Raw genomic sequence first — 15,101 nt, forward strand, 5'->3', positions numbered from 1 at the left:
CTTTGTAACACAGCTCTGTGTTTTGGGGAAAAGCTCCCGACTGTTCGGAGTTATTCGTGTTTGGGAAAATCCCTGAGAACCGCCAAAAATGCATCGCCGAAGCGTTCGAGCTTACTGTCTCCAACGCCGGAGACCGCTAATAGCTCACTGCGTGTTTGTGGGTGGGCTTGTACCATACCGCGCAGGGTCGCATCGTGGAAGACGACATAAGGCGGCACGCCGCGCTCTTCTGCCAACTGTTTGCGACAGTTGCGCAGGGCTTCCCAAAGCACTTGGTTTTCTGGGCTGAGATCATCCAGGCTGCGACTGTCACGGCTCTGCGAGCGCGCCGCTTTTGGGGGAAGCTTGCGAAGATTAAGAGTCTCCTCCCGGCGCAGCAGCGGGCGACAAATTTCAGTGAGCCTCAGCCCCTGGAATTCCCCCTCGACCTCCAGGTAGCCGCGAACAATCAGCTGCCGCATGACTGCCCGCCATTCGGCTGCGCTCAGGTCTTTGCCGATGCCATGAGTGGAGAGCTGGTCATGCTCGAATTTGCGGACTTTCTCGTTCTCGGAGCCGCGCAGTACATCGATCACGTGGCTGGCGCCAAAGCGCTGTCCGGTGCGATAGACACAGGAGAGTAGTTTTACCGCTGCCTCACTGGCATCCCAGGTGGCAGGCGGCTGCAGACAGGTGTCACAGTTGCCGCAGGGTTCGTCCAGGGGTTCCGCAAAATAGTCCAGTAGGGCCTGGCGGCGGCAGCTGGTGATTTCACACAGCCCGAGCATGGCATTCAGGCGGCTGCGTTCCTGGCGCTTGTGCTCTTCGCTGCCCTCTGAGGACTCCACCATCTGGCCGATCTTTACCACATCCTCGAGACCGTAGAGGAGTAAAGCAACTGAGGCCCCACCATCGCGGCCCGCACGGCCCGTTTCCTGATAGTAGGCTTCTATGCTCTTGGGCAGGTCCAGGTGAATAACGAAACGCACATCCGGCTTATCAATCCCCATACCAAATGCAATGGTGGCGACAACAATGACACCCTCTTCACGCAGGAAGCGGCGCTGGTGCTCGGCGCGGGTCTCGGCGGGTAGCCCGGCGTGATAAGGCAGTGCAGTGAAACCCTGCTGGCTCAACCACTCCGCAGTGTTCTCCACTTTGGCTCGGGACAGACAGTAAATAACCCCTGCGTTGTCCTGGTGTCCATTCTGTAAGAATTGCAGCAGTTGGCGGCGCTGGTTGTCCTTGGGCTCAATGCGGTACTGGATATTGGGACGGTCGAAGCTGCTAACAAAGTGGCGGGCCTCTTCCAAGTCCAAGCGGCGAGCAATTTCTGCACGGGTGCGCTTGTCTGCTGTTGCTGTCAGGGCAATACGGGGTACCCGGGGGAATTGTTCGTGCAGGCAGTTGAGTTGCAGATAGTCGGCTCGAAAGTCGTGCCCCCATTGGGAAACACAGTGGGCTTCATCAATGGCAAACAGCGACAGTTCCACCCTTTGCAGTAATGACAGGGTTCGTGGCTGTAGCAACCGCTCCGGGGCCAGATAGAGGAGATCCAGCTCACCGTGTAATAGCTGGCTTTCGATTGCCTGGATTTCGTCGTAGGCCACTGATGAATTCAAGTAAGCGGCGCGGATGCCGGCTTCCTGAAGAGCTTCTACCTGGTCCTGCATCAGGGCAATCAGGGGGGAGATAACAACTCCACACCCGGGGCGCGCCAGGGCGGGAATCTGGTAGCACAGGGATTTACCACCGCCGGTGGGCATTAATACCAGGGCATCATTGCCGGCTACCAGTGTGTCGATAACTGCTTTTTGAGGATCGCGGAAATCGGTATAGCCAAAAACGTGTTCGAGAATATGTTGTGGAGAATTCATGGGCGGGGAGTATACCTTGTGGCTCGATCGCGCGCGGTATGTTTATTGATGAGTATGCCGCTGAAATTGAATGAAATTGACGGCTTTACTCCTGTGACATATTTCGCGGGTTATAATCCTACGCCATCACAGCGGCAAGCTAAGGATAGGGCTATGCGCACATTGATTTTGTCAACTGTGTTGTCGTTGACGGTTCCAGCCGGACTTCTGGGGTGCGCCTCCACCTCCCCACATAATCTGGTTCAATCTGTTGTTGCTGACACTCACCTGGGGTGGCAGACAGCACCGGAAAACCAACTGGCATTTTCCCTGGCGACCGCATCGGGTGTTGCCCAGGTTGAGCTACAGCCTTTGCCGGAAGAGTTCACAGTGGTCACTCTCGAGTTACCCGGTATGCAAAAAGTTGAAAATATTCAGTGGGAAAATGAAGAAGGGAAATTCACCACGCTGTATGACGGCGAGGCGAGTTTGGAAGGCGTCAGCCTACAGAGCCGGGGGCACGGCTATCGCTTGCAGTTGCAGTTGTCTGCGATGGACTATCTCCGGGATGGGGGGGTGCTGACCGTTACGGATCAGCGTTAGAAACTCTACTGGTACGCTCAAAGCCCAGTCCTGCAGGGCGAATCAAATAGAGCTGTTTCCAGTACTTTCCAGTTATCCAGAGCCCATTTTTGGCTTTGTCCCAGGCGATCCCATTGGCCACGGTGTCAGGGTGATTTCTGCCGGCCGGATTGAGAGCGCTGAGATCGATAATGCCGCGCACCTGGCCACTCTCCGGATCGATGGCAATAATCTGTTTTTCTTGCCATATATTTGCCCAAATCAGGCCCTGGGCAAATTCCAATTCATTGAGTCTGGACCAATTTTTACCTCCGCCTTGAACTTTGAGGTGTCGCACTACCTCAAAAGTATCGGGATCGCGGAAAACCAGTTCGCCACTGCCATTACTCATAATCAGCTGCTGGCCATTACTGGTGAGGCCCCAGCCTTCGCCTCGATAGTGCATGACCTTCAAATGTTGGAGCTTGTCTGCGTGGTAGACATGGACCTCTCCCGCCTTGTAGGTCAGCAGGTAAAGTTTATCGTGGAGAACTGTGAGCCCTTCGGCGAAACGATTCCTAGCCAGCCATTTGCGTCTTACTGGATTGGCGCCAGGATCGGTATACTCGGCGAGCCAGGAGCGGCGGTAGCGACCACTGCTCTCCCACCAGCGTTGACCATCGTAGAAAAGCCCCTGGGTGAAATGGTCCCCTCCACGCTGGCGCTCTTCCAGGATGGAAAAAGGGATTGTTTGGAGTTGTGTCTCTGCAGCTGCACTTTGCAGCCACGGGGCGTAAAGCAATAACAGTATCCAGCTGTTCACGAGAAGTCGGTTCATCAATAGCCTATGACCAGAATTAAAACTTTTATCACTTTGACGCTGCTGGGTGGACTCGCAGTGGTGCTGCCTATAGCTATCTTTGTCCTGCTGTTTCAGTGGCTGTTCGGTCAAGTTAGTGATCTTGTAGCTCCCGCTGTGGTGTGGCTTGAGGCGCATACAGAATTTAAGAATACCCTTGCCAGGCTCGTGGTGATAGCCCTGATCCTTGGTGGTTGTTTCGCGATTGGTTTGTTGGTGAAAACCAGTGTTGGCAGCTGGTTGCACCGCCATGTGGATCACTGGTTGGGACGCCTGGCGCCGGGTTACAGCACCATCAAAGATGTGGTGATCCAGTTTATTGGTGGCGGTGGTGAAGGTGTGTTGGCGGGGCCGGTAGCCAAGGTCCGCATTCATGGCATTGATAATCCGCTCACTGTCACCGCAATTGTCACTTCTCAACACCCCAATGGAGATATGACCGTCTATGTGCCCACAGCGCCGGTACCCACCTCCGGGTTTGTGTTTCACGTACCGGCAGAGTGCGTAGAAATACTGCCCGGCGTGAGTGTTGAGGCGGCGATGAAGACGATCGTCGCCTGTGGTTCCGGCAGTGCCAACTTGCTGTCTTCAGAGAAGAAGGAGACTGGAGTCCCCTCTACTTGATATCTCGGTTTCTACCCAGATCGCGAATGGCAAAGCGAGCCGGGTGCAGTGCTTTGGCCAGGGTTGCGCTGACCGGAAGGGGCTCGTTGAGCATCCAGGCAGTCAGTACCTCGGCTGTTAGTGGTGCGTAGGTAAAGCCACGGGAACCCAAGCCTCCCATTACATAGAGGCCTTGCTGGTAGTCAGCCCGCTCGGGGACGTACTGCTTGCGGTTCTTGCGCAGTGCGACATAGGTATCGCTGATAGAGTCCCAGATCGGTAGGGGGCCGGCTAAGGGTAGGTAGTCGGGGGTCGCTGCGCGCAAAGCCGCTCGGCCAGTGAGAGACTGTTGTGAGAACTCATCTGCTATTTGCGGCAGTAGCTCTGCCAGGGTTTGTAGATTCTCGCTGTGCTCGCTAACTCGTAGGTCAGTAGCGGTCTCCTTAAGCTTAAAGGTGGCACCAAAGCTCTGACGCCCTTGATAGGCAGGAGTGATATAACCCTCACCGCACAAAGCCATTTGTAACTGCGAAGAATTTTCAGTGGCCGTTGCTCTGGACACCTGCCCGCGAATTGGCTTCAGGGGGAGGGCCGCCGCAGGGGCAAATTGGCGAATATCATTGGCACCGCACAGAACTACCGCATCAAATTGAAAGTCACTGCGGTCTGTTTTTACTGACCAACCGCTCGATTCTCGCCCTAACCCTTTTACCAAGCTGTTGCTGTGCAGGTTGATATTTGGGTGCTGTAATAAAGTGGCGCAGACTTTGCGCGGTTCAATCCACCCGGCGTGAGGAAAGTGCAGTCCACCCACGGGTAGGTCGACGCCTGCCAGGGAGCTGGCCGCTCGAGCATCGACAGGTTCAGCCAATAGCTGCCCATCGCTCTCCGCCAGTGTGGCGGCAACCTGACTCTGTAATTGCTGTTCCCGCTCAGTTTGCGCCAATTGAAGCAGACCGCTGAAGTGGCTCACTTTAGAGCAGCGGCTGCGATAGTAGCGCTGGGCAAACATCAAAGCGTGGAGATTGAAGTCTCCGTTGGGGCCGGGCTTGGGAGATAACTTGGCGTATAGAATTCCCTGGTCATTCCCAGAGCCACCAGAGCCGGGTTCCTCACCCTGCTCAAATACCTGAACATCGATGCCGCGCTCTGCCAGTGCCCGGGCAATAGTGGCACTGGCTATTCCCGCGCCGACAATAGCGACGGTTTTAGGACGCTTGCTTTCCTGGTGAGGCAGGTGCCACGGAGTTTCTCTGGTTTCGCTCACTTGTGGGCTCTCCAGAGTGCCACACAGCATTTCTCTTTTGCGCCCGAAGCCGGGAACCTTGCGCAGGGAAAAACCGGCATTGCGGAGTCCGCGCTTAACCAGCCCGGCGCAGGTAAAGGTGGCGAAAGTGGCGCTGGGACTGCTCAGAGCGGCCATGTTGTTAAACAACTCCGGTGCCCACATATCCGGGTTCTTGGCTGGGGCAAAACCGTCCAGGAACCAAGCGTCTACCTGGTGATCGCTGTCCCTTTGCAGGCGCAAGCTGTTCAGGGCCTCACTTGCCTCCCCGATAATCAGGGTCAGGCTGATCGGGCCAAAGTGCAGTCGGTGAATACCGGCGGCCAGCAGGGGAGGGTAGCTATCGATCAAGGGCTGGGCGAACGGGGCCAGTTGTGGCCAGAGATCCAGTGCCCGGCGCAGGTCGTTGGGACGCAGTGGGAACTTCTCGACCGAAATAAAGTGCAAGCGAGCACTTTCCGGTGCCGTTTTCTGCCAAAGCTCTGCGGCGGCGAGAAAGTTCAGGCCGGTACCGAAGCCTGTCTCGGCAATGGTAAAGGTGCCGTTCTCTGCGAGCCGTTGCCAGCGTTCAGCCAGGGCATTTTGCTGCAGGAAAACGTAGCGAGTTTCTTCCAGGCCGGAGGCGCTGGAAAAATAGATGTCGTCGTAGGCGCGAGACAGCGGCTGGCCGTCTTCACGCCATTCAATTTCTGCGTACTTCTTGTCCGGTTCGCTCACAATAAGACTTCCGTCAGCCCTCATCCTGCAAGCCAAACTCGCGCATTACCTGGTCGCACCAGCGCTGGATACGCTCCTCGCTCAGATCGAATTCGTTCTCCTCATCCAGGGCCAGCCCGACAAACTGGCTGCCATCGGCGGTTAGCCCCTTGGACTCTTCAAACTCGTAACCTTCTGCGGACCAATAGCCCACTGCACGGGCACCGCAGGCGAGGAGCTGTGAATGCAAATAGCCCAAGGCGTCCTGGAACCACTGGGGGTAGCCTTCCTGATCGCCCAGACCAAACAGCGCGACCTTTTTCTCGTGCAGGTCCAGCGCGGCCAAGTCGTCCCAGATATTTTCCCAGTCCTCTTGCAGTTCGCCGTAGTCCCAGGTGGGAATGCCGAACAAAAGGAAGTCGTAGTCTTCGGCGAGGCCAATATCCGCCTCTGCGATATTGTGGATATCAATCCATTGAGGACCGATACACTGGCGGATCTTCTCCGCAGCCATTTCGGTATAGCAAGTGCTGGAACCGTAAAAGAGTCCGATTGGGGCTTGGGAACTTTGCATAACAGGTGAACTTCTTACTGCTGGGACACGGCGCCACTAAAATCCAATTGTCGCCAAGCCTCGTAGATAACAATGGCGGCGGCATTGGACAGGTTGATACTGCGGCTCTCGGCACGCATGGGGATACGCAAAGTGTTTTCGGCCCCTACTGCTTGCAGGAACTCTGCGGGTAGCCCCCGGGTCTCCGGGCCAAACACAATGGCGTCATCCGCCTGGAATTCGATCGCGGTATGGCTTTTGCTTCCCTTGGTGGAGAGCGCCAGCACCCTGGCGGGTTGTTCTCTATCGATAAAGGTCTGCCAGTCCTTGTGGCGCACCACGCGACTGTACTCGCTGTAGTCGAGGCCGGCGCGACGCAGGCGTTTGTCATCCATATCGAAACCCAAGGGCTCGATAAGGTGCAGCTCTGCCCCAGTATTGGCACAAAGTCGAATAATATTGCCGGTATTTGGCGCTATTTCAGGTTGGTATAGAACAATCTTGAACATGAGGTGGCGTTTGCGCTGGAGAGACTTCTAGCTAGACCGGACAGCAGTGCCCGGCCCTGTACGGCTGCGGATTATTCCACAATTAGATGGGGGTGGCGATCTCCTCGCAATCGATCTCGACCCCGAGTTCATTGGCAATCTGGTCCAGATCGTCACGCAGGCCGTCGAGATCTATGTCTTCGGCCACACTGATGGTGCACTCGGCATTAAACAGGGGCTCACCGCTCCAGGGCGTGCTGCCGTAAGTGGTTTCCAGATGCTCCATATTGATATGGTGGGCGGTAAGGGCGCGCGAGATCTCGCGGACTATGCCGGGACGGTCGTTGCCAACCAGTTTCAGCGTCAGCGTTTGCTGGGGTTTGGCGGATACTGCAATGGCATCTTCAATGACCAGGTTGTAGCCTGCGTTTGCCAGGGCTGACAACGCTTCTTTTAGTGTCTCACTTTTATCTGCGGGCACCGCCACCCGCAGGATTCCGGCAAACTTCCCAGCGAAGTGGGCCATATGGCTGTCTTCCCAGTTGCCGCCGTTATCTGCGATAACTGCTGAAAGCTTTTCCACGACACCGGGCTTGTCATCAGAGATCATGGAGATAACGAGATGCTGTTGCATATAGGGTTCCTTTGCTTCACGAGAGACGTTGAGCTGACATTGTAATAGGATCTCGTCGAATAACTCTATCGGCCAATCTCAAAAGCGTTATTTTGAAACCAATATCCAAGTACTTTAACGAGGGACTGTTGATGAACGTGATTGCGGACTTATGTGTGATCCCTATCGGCGTTGGTGTTTCCGTCAGTAAATACGTTGCTGAGTGTGAACGGGTGCTGGAAGAGGCGGGGCTTTCCTATCGCCTGCACGCATACGGTACCAATATCGAGGGGGACTGGGATAAGGTGATGGCGGCAGTTAAAGAGTGCCACGAGCGAGTGCATCAAATGGGCGCCGACCGAATCAGTTCCAGTCTGAAATTGGGAACTCGTATTGACCGCGAGCAATCTATGCAGGATAAGATCGACAGTGTGCAAATGAAGTTGGACCAACGATAACAACACAGGAAAAACTATGACGAGCAATTTTAAGAAATCCCTGGTGGCCCTGGCCGGTGCCCTGGCTTTGGCGGGCACAGCCCAGGCCGCAGATTTCTCTGCTGCCATTAAGGGGGATCATCGCAACAAGGATTATGTCGCCCGCGATCAGTACCGCAACCCAGCGGAGACCCTGGAGTTTATGGGGATCGAGCCGGATATGACGGTAGTGGAAATTACCCCGGGCGGCGGTTGGTATACCGAAATTCTCGGGCCCTACCTGAGCAAGAAGGGGACCCTATACGCGGCGCACTTCCCTGAGAATAGTGAGTCCGACTACTTCAAGCGCTCCCTGAAGAACTTCAAAGCAAAGCTGGCTGCTAACGATAAGGCTTACAAGAAAGTAATTGTGACTGAGTTTGCCCCACAAACCGGTCGCGAGATTGCTCCGGCAGGCAGTGCCGATGCCGTAGTAACTTTCCGCAACGTGCACAACTGGATGTATCGTGATTATGCCGATGAAGCTTTTGCCAGCTTTTTTGCCGCGCTGAAGCCCGGTGGTGTTCTGGGGATCGTTGAGCACCGTGCCAAGCCAGGTACCAGCCTGGAAGATATGGTGAAAAGTGGTTATGTCACCCAGGAGTATGTTATCGACCTGGCTAAAAAAGCGGGCTTTGAGTTCGAAGAGGCCAGCGAGGTAAATGCGAACCCCAAAGACACTGCTGACCACCCCAAAGGCGTATGGACCTTACCACCGGTAATGCGCTTGGGTGAAGAGGACCGTGAAAAGTATCTCGCTATCGGCGAGAGCGATCGTATGACCCTGCGCTTCCGCAAACCCAAGTCCTGATCGTTTTACAATATTCTGGGGGTGGCTATGGCTGCTCCCAGCCTACCTGAATTAGTCGCTGTATGATTATTCCCTTCGAACAACTAGATGCCGATTCCCTGCAAAGTTTGCTGGAAGAGTACGCCACTCGCGAGGGCACCGAATACGGTGAGCGTGAAGTGGAACTGGTGGACAAAGTTGCCAGCCTGCGTCGCCAGCTGCAATCCGGCCAAGTGGTGATCTGGTTTGAGCCCGGTGAAGAAACCGTAAACCTGGTCCTGGCCGAGGACCTGCCCCCCGATGTCTGAATGGTTGATCGATAGCCCGAGAGAGCCCCTTGTGCGCTTTCTGTTTGCCCATGGCGCCGGGGCGCCGATGGACAGTGAGTTTATGCAGTTCCTGGCGCAGGGGTTGTGTGGGCAGGGTGTGGAAGTTGTCCGTTTTGAGTTTCCCTATATGGCGCAGCGGCGCACCGGGGGAAGTAAGCGGCCACCCAATACCATGCCCCAGCTGCAAGAGTCTTTCCGCGAGCAAATCGTCCAGTTAGGCCCCGAATTGCCCCTGTTTATCGGTGGTAAGTCCATGGGCGGGCGCGTGGCGAGTCTATTGGCGGATGAATACTGGGGGCAGAAGGCGATTGCCGGTGCCGTATGCCTGGGGTATCCGTTTCACCCCCAGGGAAAGCCGGAAAAGCTGCGTACCGGGCACTTGGTGGATATTCGCTGCCAGACCTTGGTGATACAGGGAGATCGGGACCCATTAGGCAGTCGGGCTGAGGTAGAAGGTTACGGATTGGCGAATACCATTGAGGTCGAGTGGCTGGAAGATGGCGATCACGACTTTAAACCCCGTCGCGCCAGCGGTTTTAACCAGCTTCAGCATTGGCAATCCGCAGTAGAGTTGGCCGCCCAGTTTATGCTGCGATCTCCAGGACAGTAATGCGCTCTTCCCGCACCATCAGTGGGTTGAGTAGATTCATCTGTGCGCGGCGCTCCTGGCTGGTATACCAGTGTTGCCAATGGAGTTCAGATTGCCATTTGGAGAGTGTAAAGCGCCGCAAGGGATTGCCCTTCTCGATATAGGTCTGCCCCTCGATAAAGCCTACGGTGCGGTAGGCGCAAGTGAGGATTTTGCGGGCGGCCTCTTCATAGCTGCCCTGCATTTCTGCCGCAATTTCCCGTTCTATCAACACGTAGATCATTGTCAGCCCGAATTGCGTTAGCCCTATGAGGATTTTAGTGCGGGCGCAGGGGAATTACCGCGCGGCCCTCATGCCTCTGGAGATGACGACGGCGGCAAAATTGCGCACAATGATACCTATGAAGTCAGATCACACCTTAGATGCCCGTGGCCTCCTGTGCCCGGAACCCGTCATGATGCTGCATTCAGCGGTGCGCAATGTCGCCGATGGTGAAGTGTTGAAAATGGTTGCTACCGACCCCTCCACTCAGCGGGATGTGCCCAAGTTCTGCCAATTTCTTGGATATGAGCTGGTACAGCACGCAGAGGAAAATGACGAATTTGTCTACTGGATTAAAAAAGCGGAATAGCGGGTCGCGGTTGCTCCAGCCCCCATGCCATTGGCGGGGGCTGGCACACTCCTGAATATTAAGACCCAACAGTCCCTAGGGAGCTGTCACCAGGGCAGCGATAGCGGCCAGGGCTTCGGGGTCCTCGGATTTAATTTTGTTAGCGATATGGTGTTGGAAAAAGTACCGGAATCCCTCGCTCTCCTGCGCGGGGTACAGGCAGTGATCCCCCGGTAAAACCGGAGTGGTTTCAACGATATCGTGGTCTATTAGCATGCCGTGAATCTCCCCGTCGGCGTGCAACCTCCAGCTGACGACCTCAATCAGTGTCAGGTTCTCGCGCTGTTCATCCATAAACACAGCGTGGGTGCCGATGGTGTCGGGGATCTCCTGGAGTACTTCCTCAGCTTTATTGCTCTCGTATTCAAAGTATTCCGCCGCAGTCTCCAGCTCGACGATCTTGTGAATGGGGGGCTGATGAAAGATTTCCTCAATGCCGGGGTCATAGTAGCCCTCAAAGCGTCCGTCGAGAGGGTCCTTGATGTCGGGACAGGCCACTATGGTGTTTAACCAGGGAACGAGGCCTACGACCTCGCCATTTGCTTTGAGACCCCAGCATAAAACTTTCAGGCTATATAGATCTGTGCCGCTGGAGTTGTTGGAGTAGAGCATTTCCAAGCCGTCTAGCTCCGGCGATAGGCGAATAAAGCGCCTGTCCGCAGAAGTTTCGATGGGCTCGCCGGTGAAGAGGTCAACCACATTGTTGATGCTGTGGTCTGTCATGGAACACCTCCTTGCAGGGCCGGTTGTATACCGTCTCCACGTCAGATGAAGGTGCGACAGCGAAATGCCCTACCTCTGAAGGAAGACTGGGGCAGGAGGGTGTTTGATTGCTTTAATTCCCTCCTCGGGGAGACGCTAGAAGGACACGCCCTCTGCGGCATCCCTGTTCCTAAAGGTATATGTTGATTTGCCGAAATACAACCAGCGCCTTTTGCGCCCCGCAAGCGCCTGCGCTTTGATCGGGGCGCAGGCGTTGATATAGTCCCCGCCTTTGAGGTATCCCGGAGAACGCCTTGCCTGTTGCAACCGCAGAAATGGCTTCTGTTCCTACGAAACTGCCAATGGCTGATCGTATCGTCAGAGTCTTCGATCACTGTTTTTCAGACCCAAATGGGCTCAATACCCGACTTCGCGGGGGCTTTTGCGAGCCCTATTACCGGCCCAGGGGGGAAGGTCAACCCTACCACCAGGTAGAGTTCACCCTGGACTATGCCGCCAGCGCTTTGCATGAAGTCGCGCACTGGTGTGTCGCCGGAGAGGCCCGGCGGCAGTTGCCAGATTACGGTTACTGGTATGCGCCGGATGGTCGCAGTGCCGACCAGCAGGCTGAGTTCGAGCAGGTAGAGGTCAAGCCACAGGCCCTTGAATGGATCTTTGCACGGGCTTGCGGACTCAAGTTCCGCGTGAGCGCCGACAATCTGGAGAATGGATTGGGCGCCAGCGACCCGTTTAAAAAGGCCATCTGGCAGCAAGTTCTGGACTATTGTGATACCCGGCCCAACCCTCGGGCCTGTGCATTCGCCGAAGCCCTGATGAAGGAATTCGGTTGTCCCAATCCTTTTGACCGGGGCAGCTACCAATTGGCGGATCTCTCTTGAATAGTTATCTCATAGACGCATCGGTATATATTTTTCGCTACTACTTTGCGCTGCCGCCCAACTGGGAGAGTCGCAGTGGCTACTCCACTGAAGCCGTTTACGGCTTTACTAACTTCCTGTTGGATATGTTGGCGCGACAACCGGGCTATATTGCCTGCGCCTTCGACGAATCATTGGGAAGCTGTTTTCGCAATGAGATTTACCCGGACTATAAGTGCAGTCGCGCACTGCCAGATGAAGCCCTGGCTTTCCAGCTGGCGGCGTGCCGGGAAATGGCTGAGGTACTGGGTATTGCCAGCTTTTCCAGTGAGCGCTACGAGGCCGATGACATACTGGCCACGTTAACCCGGAAGCTGCACCGGCATAACCCAGTGGTCGTGAGCCGGGACAAGGATCTGGGGCAGCTGCTGGCTCGGGGCGCTGTATCCCTGTGGGATTTTGCCAACGACCGGCACCTGGATGGCGAGGGCGTGCGGGAAAAGTTCGGTGTGCGCCCGGAACAGATTCCCGACTATCTGGCCCTGGTGGGAGACACCAGCGATGATATTCCCGGGATACCCGGCGTTGGCCCAAAGACAGCGGCACGCCTGTTAGAGACATTCGACACTATAGAAATGTTGCTGGAGCAGCTCGATACCCTTGCCACAATGCCCATTCGCGGAGCCAAGGGATTGGTGGCCCGGATAGAGGAATACGAAGAGCAGCTGCACCTCGCCAAGCGCCTGACCAGTCTTGAGGAGCGGGTTCCCCTGGATATAAAGCTGGCAGATTTGTGCCCACAGCCGGTGGATGTCTATCTGGCCCGAGCCCTGGCGGAGGAATTTGGTATCGGCGGCCTGAGCAAGAAGATTGAACGCACCTTAGCGGGTGTTGATGGAGAACTTACATGACGGATAGCGCTGCACAGAGTGCGGGATTAAAAATTGTCGCCGATGAGAATATTCCTGCGTTGGAGGAGTATTTCGGTGATCTGGGAACGCTGGAGCGCTACCACGGCCGCACCTTGAGCCGAGAACAATTAATTGATGCGGATATTTTGTTGGTGCGCTCGGTCACCCAGGTTGATCAAAGTCTGCTAGAGGGGACTCGGGTGCGCTTTGTTGGCAGCTGCACCATAGGCACTGATCACCTGGATACCCAGTGGTTGGAACGCAATGAGATCTTCTGGAGCGCCGCGCCTGGCTGCAATGCCAACTCCGTGGTGGAGTATGTTTTCTGCACCCTGGCGGCACTGGAAATTGACTGGCATGGGCGCAGCTTCGGCATAGTGGGCTGCGGCAATGTGGGCGGATTATTGCAACAGCGCTTGCATGCCCTCGGGGTTTCCTGCGCAGTTTACGATCCCTGGCTACCGGAAAACCCGGATGCGAGTGAGCTGGCAAAGGTGCTGAGCCAGGATATTGTTTGCCTTCACGCACCGCTGGTTAAGGGCGGCACCTACCCCAGTTTCCATATGATTGGAGCAGAGCAGTTGCGCCAGCTCCGCGATGGCAGCGTCTTGATTAGCGCCGGCCGGGGTGGGGTGGTAGACAACCGGGCACTGCTGGCGGAAATCCAGCGGGGCAAGCGTTTTACTTCCGTACTGGACGTATGGGAAAACGAACCGGATATCGATACTGAATTATTGCAGCATGTTGATCTGGGGACACCGCATATTGCCGGTTACAGCCTGGATGGGAAGCTGGCCGGCACCCGTATGATTCGCGAGGCCTTGTGCCGGGAATTGGGTATTGCACCTATGTCTGCGGAATGTCAGCCGGCTGTTACATTTAAAGAGGTCACGGGAGACTCAGCAGAAGAATTACTGTTGCAGATGTACAACCCCCGCGCGGACGATCGCCGCCTGCGCGCGGCTGCAGCAGGTGATGTGCCGATGGAGAAGGCTTTTGATTTGCTGCGTAAAGAGTACCCCGAGCGTCTGGAGTTCAGTCACTACAAAACTTCAGCCCAGACATTGGGTGACGAAGAGAAGCGGCAACTGGAAGTGTTGGGGTTGGCGTGCAGTTAAGTAAGCAAGTAAAAAAGCTTGGTTTAATTATTAACCCCTGGGCTGGCATTGGCGGCCCGGCAGGTCTCAAGGGGAGCGATGGTGCCGAAACGGTGCAACGCGCGCTGGACGCAGGTATCGAACCCCAGGCAAATCAGCGTGCGGCGCTGGCCCTTGAGGAATTAAAACCCTTTAAGGATGAGCTGGAAATCCTGTGCTTTGCCGGCGATATGGGGGCCAGTACAGCGCGTAAACTCGGTTTTTCTGTCTGTGAAGTGGGCGTGGCCGAGTGCTCGCCATCCTCCCCGGAAGATACAGAGCGTGCAGCAGCTACTATCCGCAACAATGGTGCAGACCTCATTGTTTTTATTGGCGGTGACGGCACTGCGAGAAATATCGTCAATGCGCTGGGAGATAATTTCCCGGTACTGGGTATTCCCGCCGGAGTGAAAATGCATTCCGCCTGTTTTGCGATTTCCCCTAAAGCGGGTGGCGAGGTTTTGCGCCGTCTGATGGCGGGGCAGCTGGTGGACCTCGCTGAGCGTGAAGTGCGGGATATTGATGAGCAGTCATTCCGCAGTGGGCGGGTAACCACGCGTTACTACGGCGAGTTGCTGGTGCCCCAGGAAGGTCAGTTTTTACAGGCGGTAAAAAATGCCGGCCGTGAAGTGGAAGAGCTGGCAGTTGCGGATATCGCCGCAGAGATTACCGAAGACCTGGACCCGCAAACCCTGTATGTCGTTGGCCCAGGCTCTACTACATTGGCAATCCTCAGCGAGTTGGGCTGTGAGGGAACCCTGTTGGGGGTGGATTTATTACTGAATGGCCAGTTGTTGCAGCTGGATGTCAGTGCGCCGCAAATTGAACAGGCTATCGCCGATCACAGCGGGCCGGTAAAAATCATTCTCACCGCCATTGGTGGCCAGGGTCATTTAATTGGCCGGGGTAACCAACAATTGTCAGCCAATGTACTGCGGCGCGTTGGGCGCGATAATTTAATCGTGGTTGCGACTAAAACAAAAATTACAGAATTGCATGGGCGCCCGCTATTAATCGATAGCGGTAACCCCAAGCTTGATAAACGGTGGAGTGGTTTTATTCGAGTGGTTACCGGCTACCGGGATGCCATTCTTTATCCACTGAGTAACGGGGATATTCAATAAGC

Annotated in this window: 19 protein-coding genes; 11 read left to right on the forward strand and 8 right to left on the reverse strand. The window is 55.6% G+C overall.

Annotated features, from left to right (window positions below; translation table 11 throughout):
- Positions 1 to 50: 50 nt before the first annotated feature.
- Positions 51 to 1,856, reverse strand: a complete 1,806-nt coding sequence (gene recQ, locus ACJJIM_RS04995; RefSeq protein WP_444912580.1) for a DNA helicase RecQ — start codon at positions 1,854 to 1,856, stop codon at positions 51 to 53.
- 153 nt (positions 1,857 to 2,009) lie between these two features.
- Here recQ and ACJJIM_RS05000 point away from each other — a divergent pair, with 153 nt between their 5' ends.
- Positions 2,010 to 2,438 (forward strand): hypothetical protein, encoded by a 429-nt coding sequence (locus tag ACJJIM_RS05000; protein WP_157953964.1) that lies wholly within the window; start codon positions 2,010 to 2,012, stop codon positions 2,436 to 2,438.
- Here the strand turns inward: ACJJIM_RS05000 and ACJJIM_RS05005 are convergent.
- Positions 2,422 to 3,234 carry a glutaminyl-peptide cyclotransferase gene (locus ACJJIM_RS05005; RefSeq protein WP_444896609.1) on the reverse strand — a complete coding sequence of 271 codons (813 nt, stop codon included), beginning with the start codon at positions 3,232 to 3,234 and terminating at the stop codon, positions 2,422 to 2,424. The genes ACJJIM_RS05000 and ACJJIM_RS05005 overlap by 17 nt on opposite strands.
- A gap of 9 nt (positions 3,235 to 3,243) precedes the next feature.
- On the opposite strand from ACJJIM_RS05005, the gene ACJJIM_RS05010 reads away from it, so the two are divergent.
- On the forward strand, positions 3,244 to 3,879 hold the full coding sequence (locus tag ACJJIM_RS05010) for a DUF502 domain-containing protein (protein WP_108732551.1): 636 nt from the start codon (positions 3,244 to 3,246) through the stop codon (positions 3,877 to 3,879).
- Here ACJJIM_RS05010 and mnmC read toward each other — a convergent pair.
- The 4 genes from mnmC to ACJJIM_RS05030 all read right to left on the reverse strand — a co-directional run bounded on the left by mnmC (position 3,872) and on the right by ACJJIM_RS05030 (position 7,514).
- On the reverse strand, positions 3,872 to 5,860 hold the full coding sequence (gene mnmC / locus ACJJIM_RS05015) for a bifunctional tRNA (5-methylaminomethyl-2-thiouridine)(34)-methyltransferase MnmD/FAD-dependent 5-carboxymethylaminomethyl-2-thiouridine(34) oxidoreductase MnmC (RefSeq protein ID WP_444912581.1): 1,989 nt from the start codon (positions 5,858 to 5,860) through the stop codon (positions 3,872 to 3,874). The two genes, ACJJIM_RS05010 and mnmC, sit on opposite strands and share 8 nt — an antisense overlap.
- Before the next feature lie 13 nt (positions 5,861 to 5,873).
- Positions 5,874 to 6,413, reverse strand: coding sequence for a flavodoxin FldB (gene fldB / locus ACJJIM_RS05020; RefSeq protein WP_444905852.1), 540 nt, complete (start codon positions 6,411 to 6,413; stop codon positions 5,874 to 5,876).
- Between the two features lie 14 nt (positions 6,414 to 6,427).
- Positions 6,428 to 6,901 carry a tRNA (uridine(34)/cytosine(34)/5-carboxymethylaminomethyluridine(34)-2'-O)-methyltransferase TrmL gene (trmL, locus tag ACJJIM_RS05025; RefSeq protein WP_444905851.1) on the reverse strand — a complete coding sequence of 158 codons (474 nt, stop codon included), beginning with the start codon at positions 6,899 to 6,901 and terminating at the stop codon, positions 6,428 to 6,430.
- Between the two features lie 82 nt (positions 6,902 to 6,983).
- Positions 6,984 to 7,514, reverse strand: coding sequence for a glycine cleavage system protein R (locus ACJJIM_RS05030; RefSeq protein WP_282933559.1), 531 nt, complete (start codon positions 7,512 to 7,514; stop codon positions 6,984 to 6,986).
- A 131-nt stretch (positions 7,515 to 7,645) separates the two neighbouring features.
- Between ACJJIM_RS05030 and ACJJIM_RS05035 the strand changes: the two genes are divergently transcribed.
- From ACJJIM_RS05035 to ACJJIM_RS05050, 4 genes are all read left to right on the forward strand, one after another.
- A complete protein-coding gene (locus tag ACJJIM_RS05035; RefSeq protein ID WP_282933558.1) occupies positions 7,646 to 7,951 on the forward strand; it encodes an MTH1187 family thiamine-binding protein in 306 nt (101 codons plus the stop codon).
- Positions 7,952 to 7,967: 16 nt separating this feature from the next.
- Positions 7,968 to 8,780, forward strand: a complete 813-nt coding sequence (locus ACJJIM_RS05040) for a class I SAM-dependent methyltransferase (RefSeq protein WP_282933557.1) — start codon at positions 7,968 to 7,970, stop codon at positions 8,778 to 8,780.
- A 62-nt stretch (positions 8,781 to 8,842) separates the two neighbouring features.
- Positions 8,843 to 9,067, forward strand: coding sequence for a YheU family protein (locus tag ACJJIM_RS05045; RefSeq protein ID WP_444912582.1), 225 nt, complete (start codon positions 8,843 to 8,845; stop codon positions 9,065 to 9,067).
- On the forward strand, positions 9,060 to 9,698 hold the full coding sequence (locus ACJJIM_RS05050) for an alpha/beta family hydrolase (protein ID WP_444912583.1): 639 nt from the start codon (positions 9,060 to 9,062) through the stop codon (positions 9,696 to 9,698). The genes ACJJIM_RS05045 and ACJJIM_RS05050 overlap by 8 nt, the downstream gene beginning before the upstream one ends.
- Here ACJJIM_RS05050 and ACJJIM_RS05055 read toward each other — a convergent pair.
- Positions 9,673 to 9,960 carry an antibiotic biosynthesis monooxygenase family protein gene (locus ACJJIM_RS05055; protein WP_413665059.1) on the reverse strand — a complete coding sequence of 96 codons (288 nt, stop codon included), beginning with the start codon at positions 9,958 to 9,960 and terminating at the stop codon, positions 9,673 to 9,675. The two genes, ACJJIM_RS05050 and ACJJIM_RS05055, sit on opposite strands and share 26 nt — an antisense overlap.
- Before the next feature lie 118 nt (positions 9,961 to 10,078).
- On the opposite strand from ACJJIM_RS05055, the gene tusA reads away from it, so the two are divergent.
- Positions 10,079 to 10,309 (forward strand): sulfurtransferase TusA, encoded by a 231-nt coding sequence (gene tusA, locus ACJJIM_RS05060; RefSeq protein WP_282933554.1) that lies wholly within the window; start codon positions 10,079 to 10,081, stop codon positions 10,307 to 10,309.
- A gap of 75 nt (positions 10,310 to 10,384) precedes the next feature.
- Here the strand turns inward: tusA and ACJJIM_RS05065 are convergent, their stop codons facing one another.
- Positions 10,385 to 11,071: a hypothetical protein gene (locus ACJJIM_RS05065; RefSeq protein WP_108732560.1), complete on the reverse strand. Its 687-nt coding sequence runs from the start codon at positions 11,069 to 11,071 to the stop codon at positions 10,385 to 10,387.
- Positions 11,072 to 11,364: 293 nt separating this feature from the next.
- On the opposite strand from ACJJIM_RS05065, the gene ACJJIM_RS05070 reads away from it, so the two are divergent.
- The 4 genes from ACJJIM_RS05070 to ACJJIM_RS05085 are packed head-to-tail and all read left to right on the forward strand — an operon-like array spanning position 11,365 to position 15,099.
- A complete protein-coding gene (locus ACJJIM_RS05070) occupies positions 11,365 to 11,949 on the forward strand; it encodes an elongation factor P hydroxylase (RefSeq protein ID WP_413665060.1) in 585 nt (194 codons plus the stop codon).
- Positions 11,946 to 12,839 carry a 5'-3' exonuclease gene (locus tag ACJJIM_RS05075; protein WP_413665061.1) on the forward strand — a complete coding sequence of 298 codons (894 nt, stop codon included), beginning with the start codon at positions 11,946 to 11,948 and terminating at the stop codon, positions 12,837 to 12,839. The genes ACJJIM_RS05070 and ACJJIM_RS05075 overlap by 4 nt, the downstream gene beginning before the upstream one ends.
- The gene (locus ACJJIM_RS05080) at positions 12,836 to 13,957 is read left to right on the forward strand and encodes a 4-phosphoerythronate dehydrogenase (RefSeq protein WP_444912584.1); all 1,122 of its coding nucleotides are present in this window, start codon (positions 12,836 to 12,838) and stop codon (positions 13,955 to 13,957) included. Before ACJJIM_RS05075 ends, ACJJIM_RS05080 begins: the two co-directional genes overlap by 4 nt.
- On the forward strand, positions 13,948 to 15,099 hold the full coding sequence (locus tag ACJJIM_RS05085) for an ATP-NAD kinase family protein (protein WP_444912585.1): 1,152 nt from the start codon (positions 13,948 to 13,950) through the stop codon (positions 15,097 to 15,099). Before ACJJIM_RS05080 ends, ACJJIM_RS05085 begins: the two co-directional genes overlap by 10 nt.
- The last annotated feature ends 2 nt before the right edge of the window (positions 15,100 to 15,101 follow it).

The organism is Microbulbifer maximicatervae (SeqCode) (assembly GCF_052467615.1).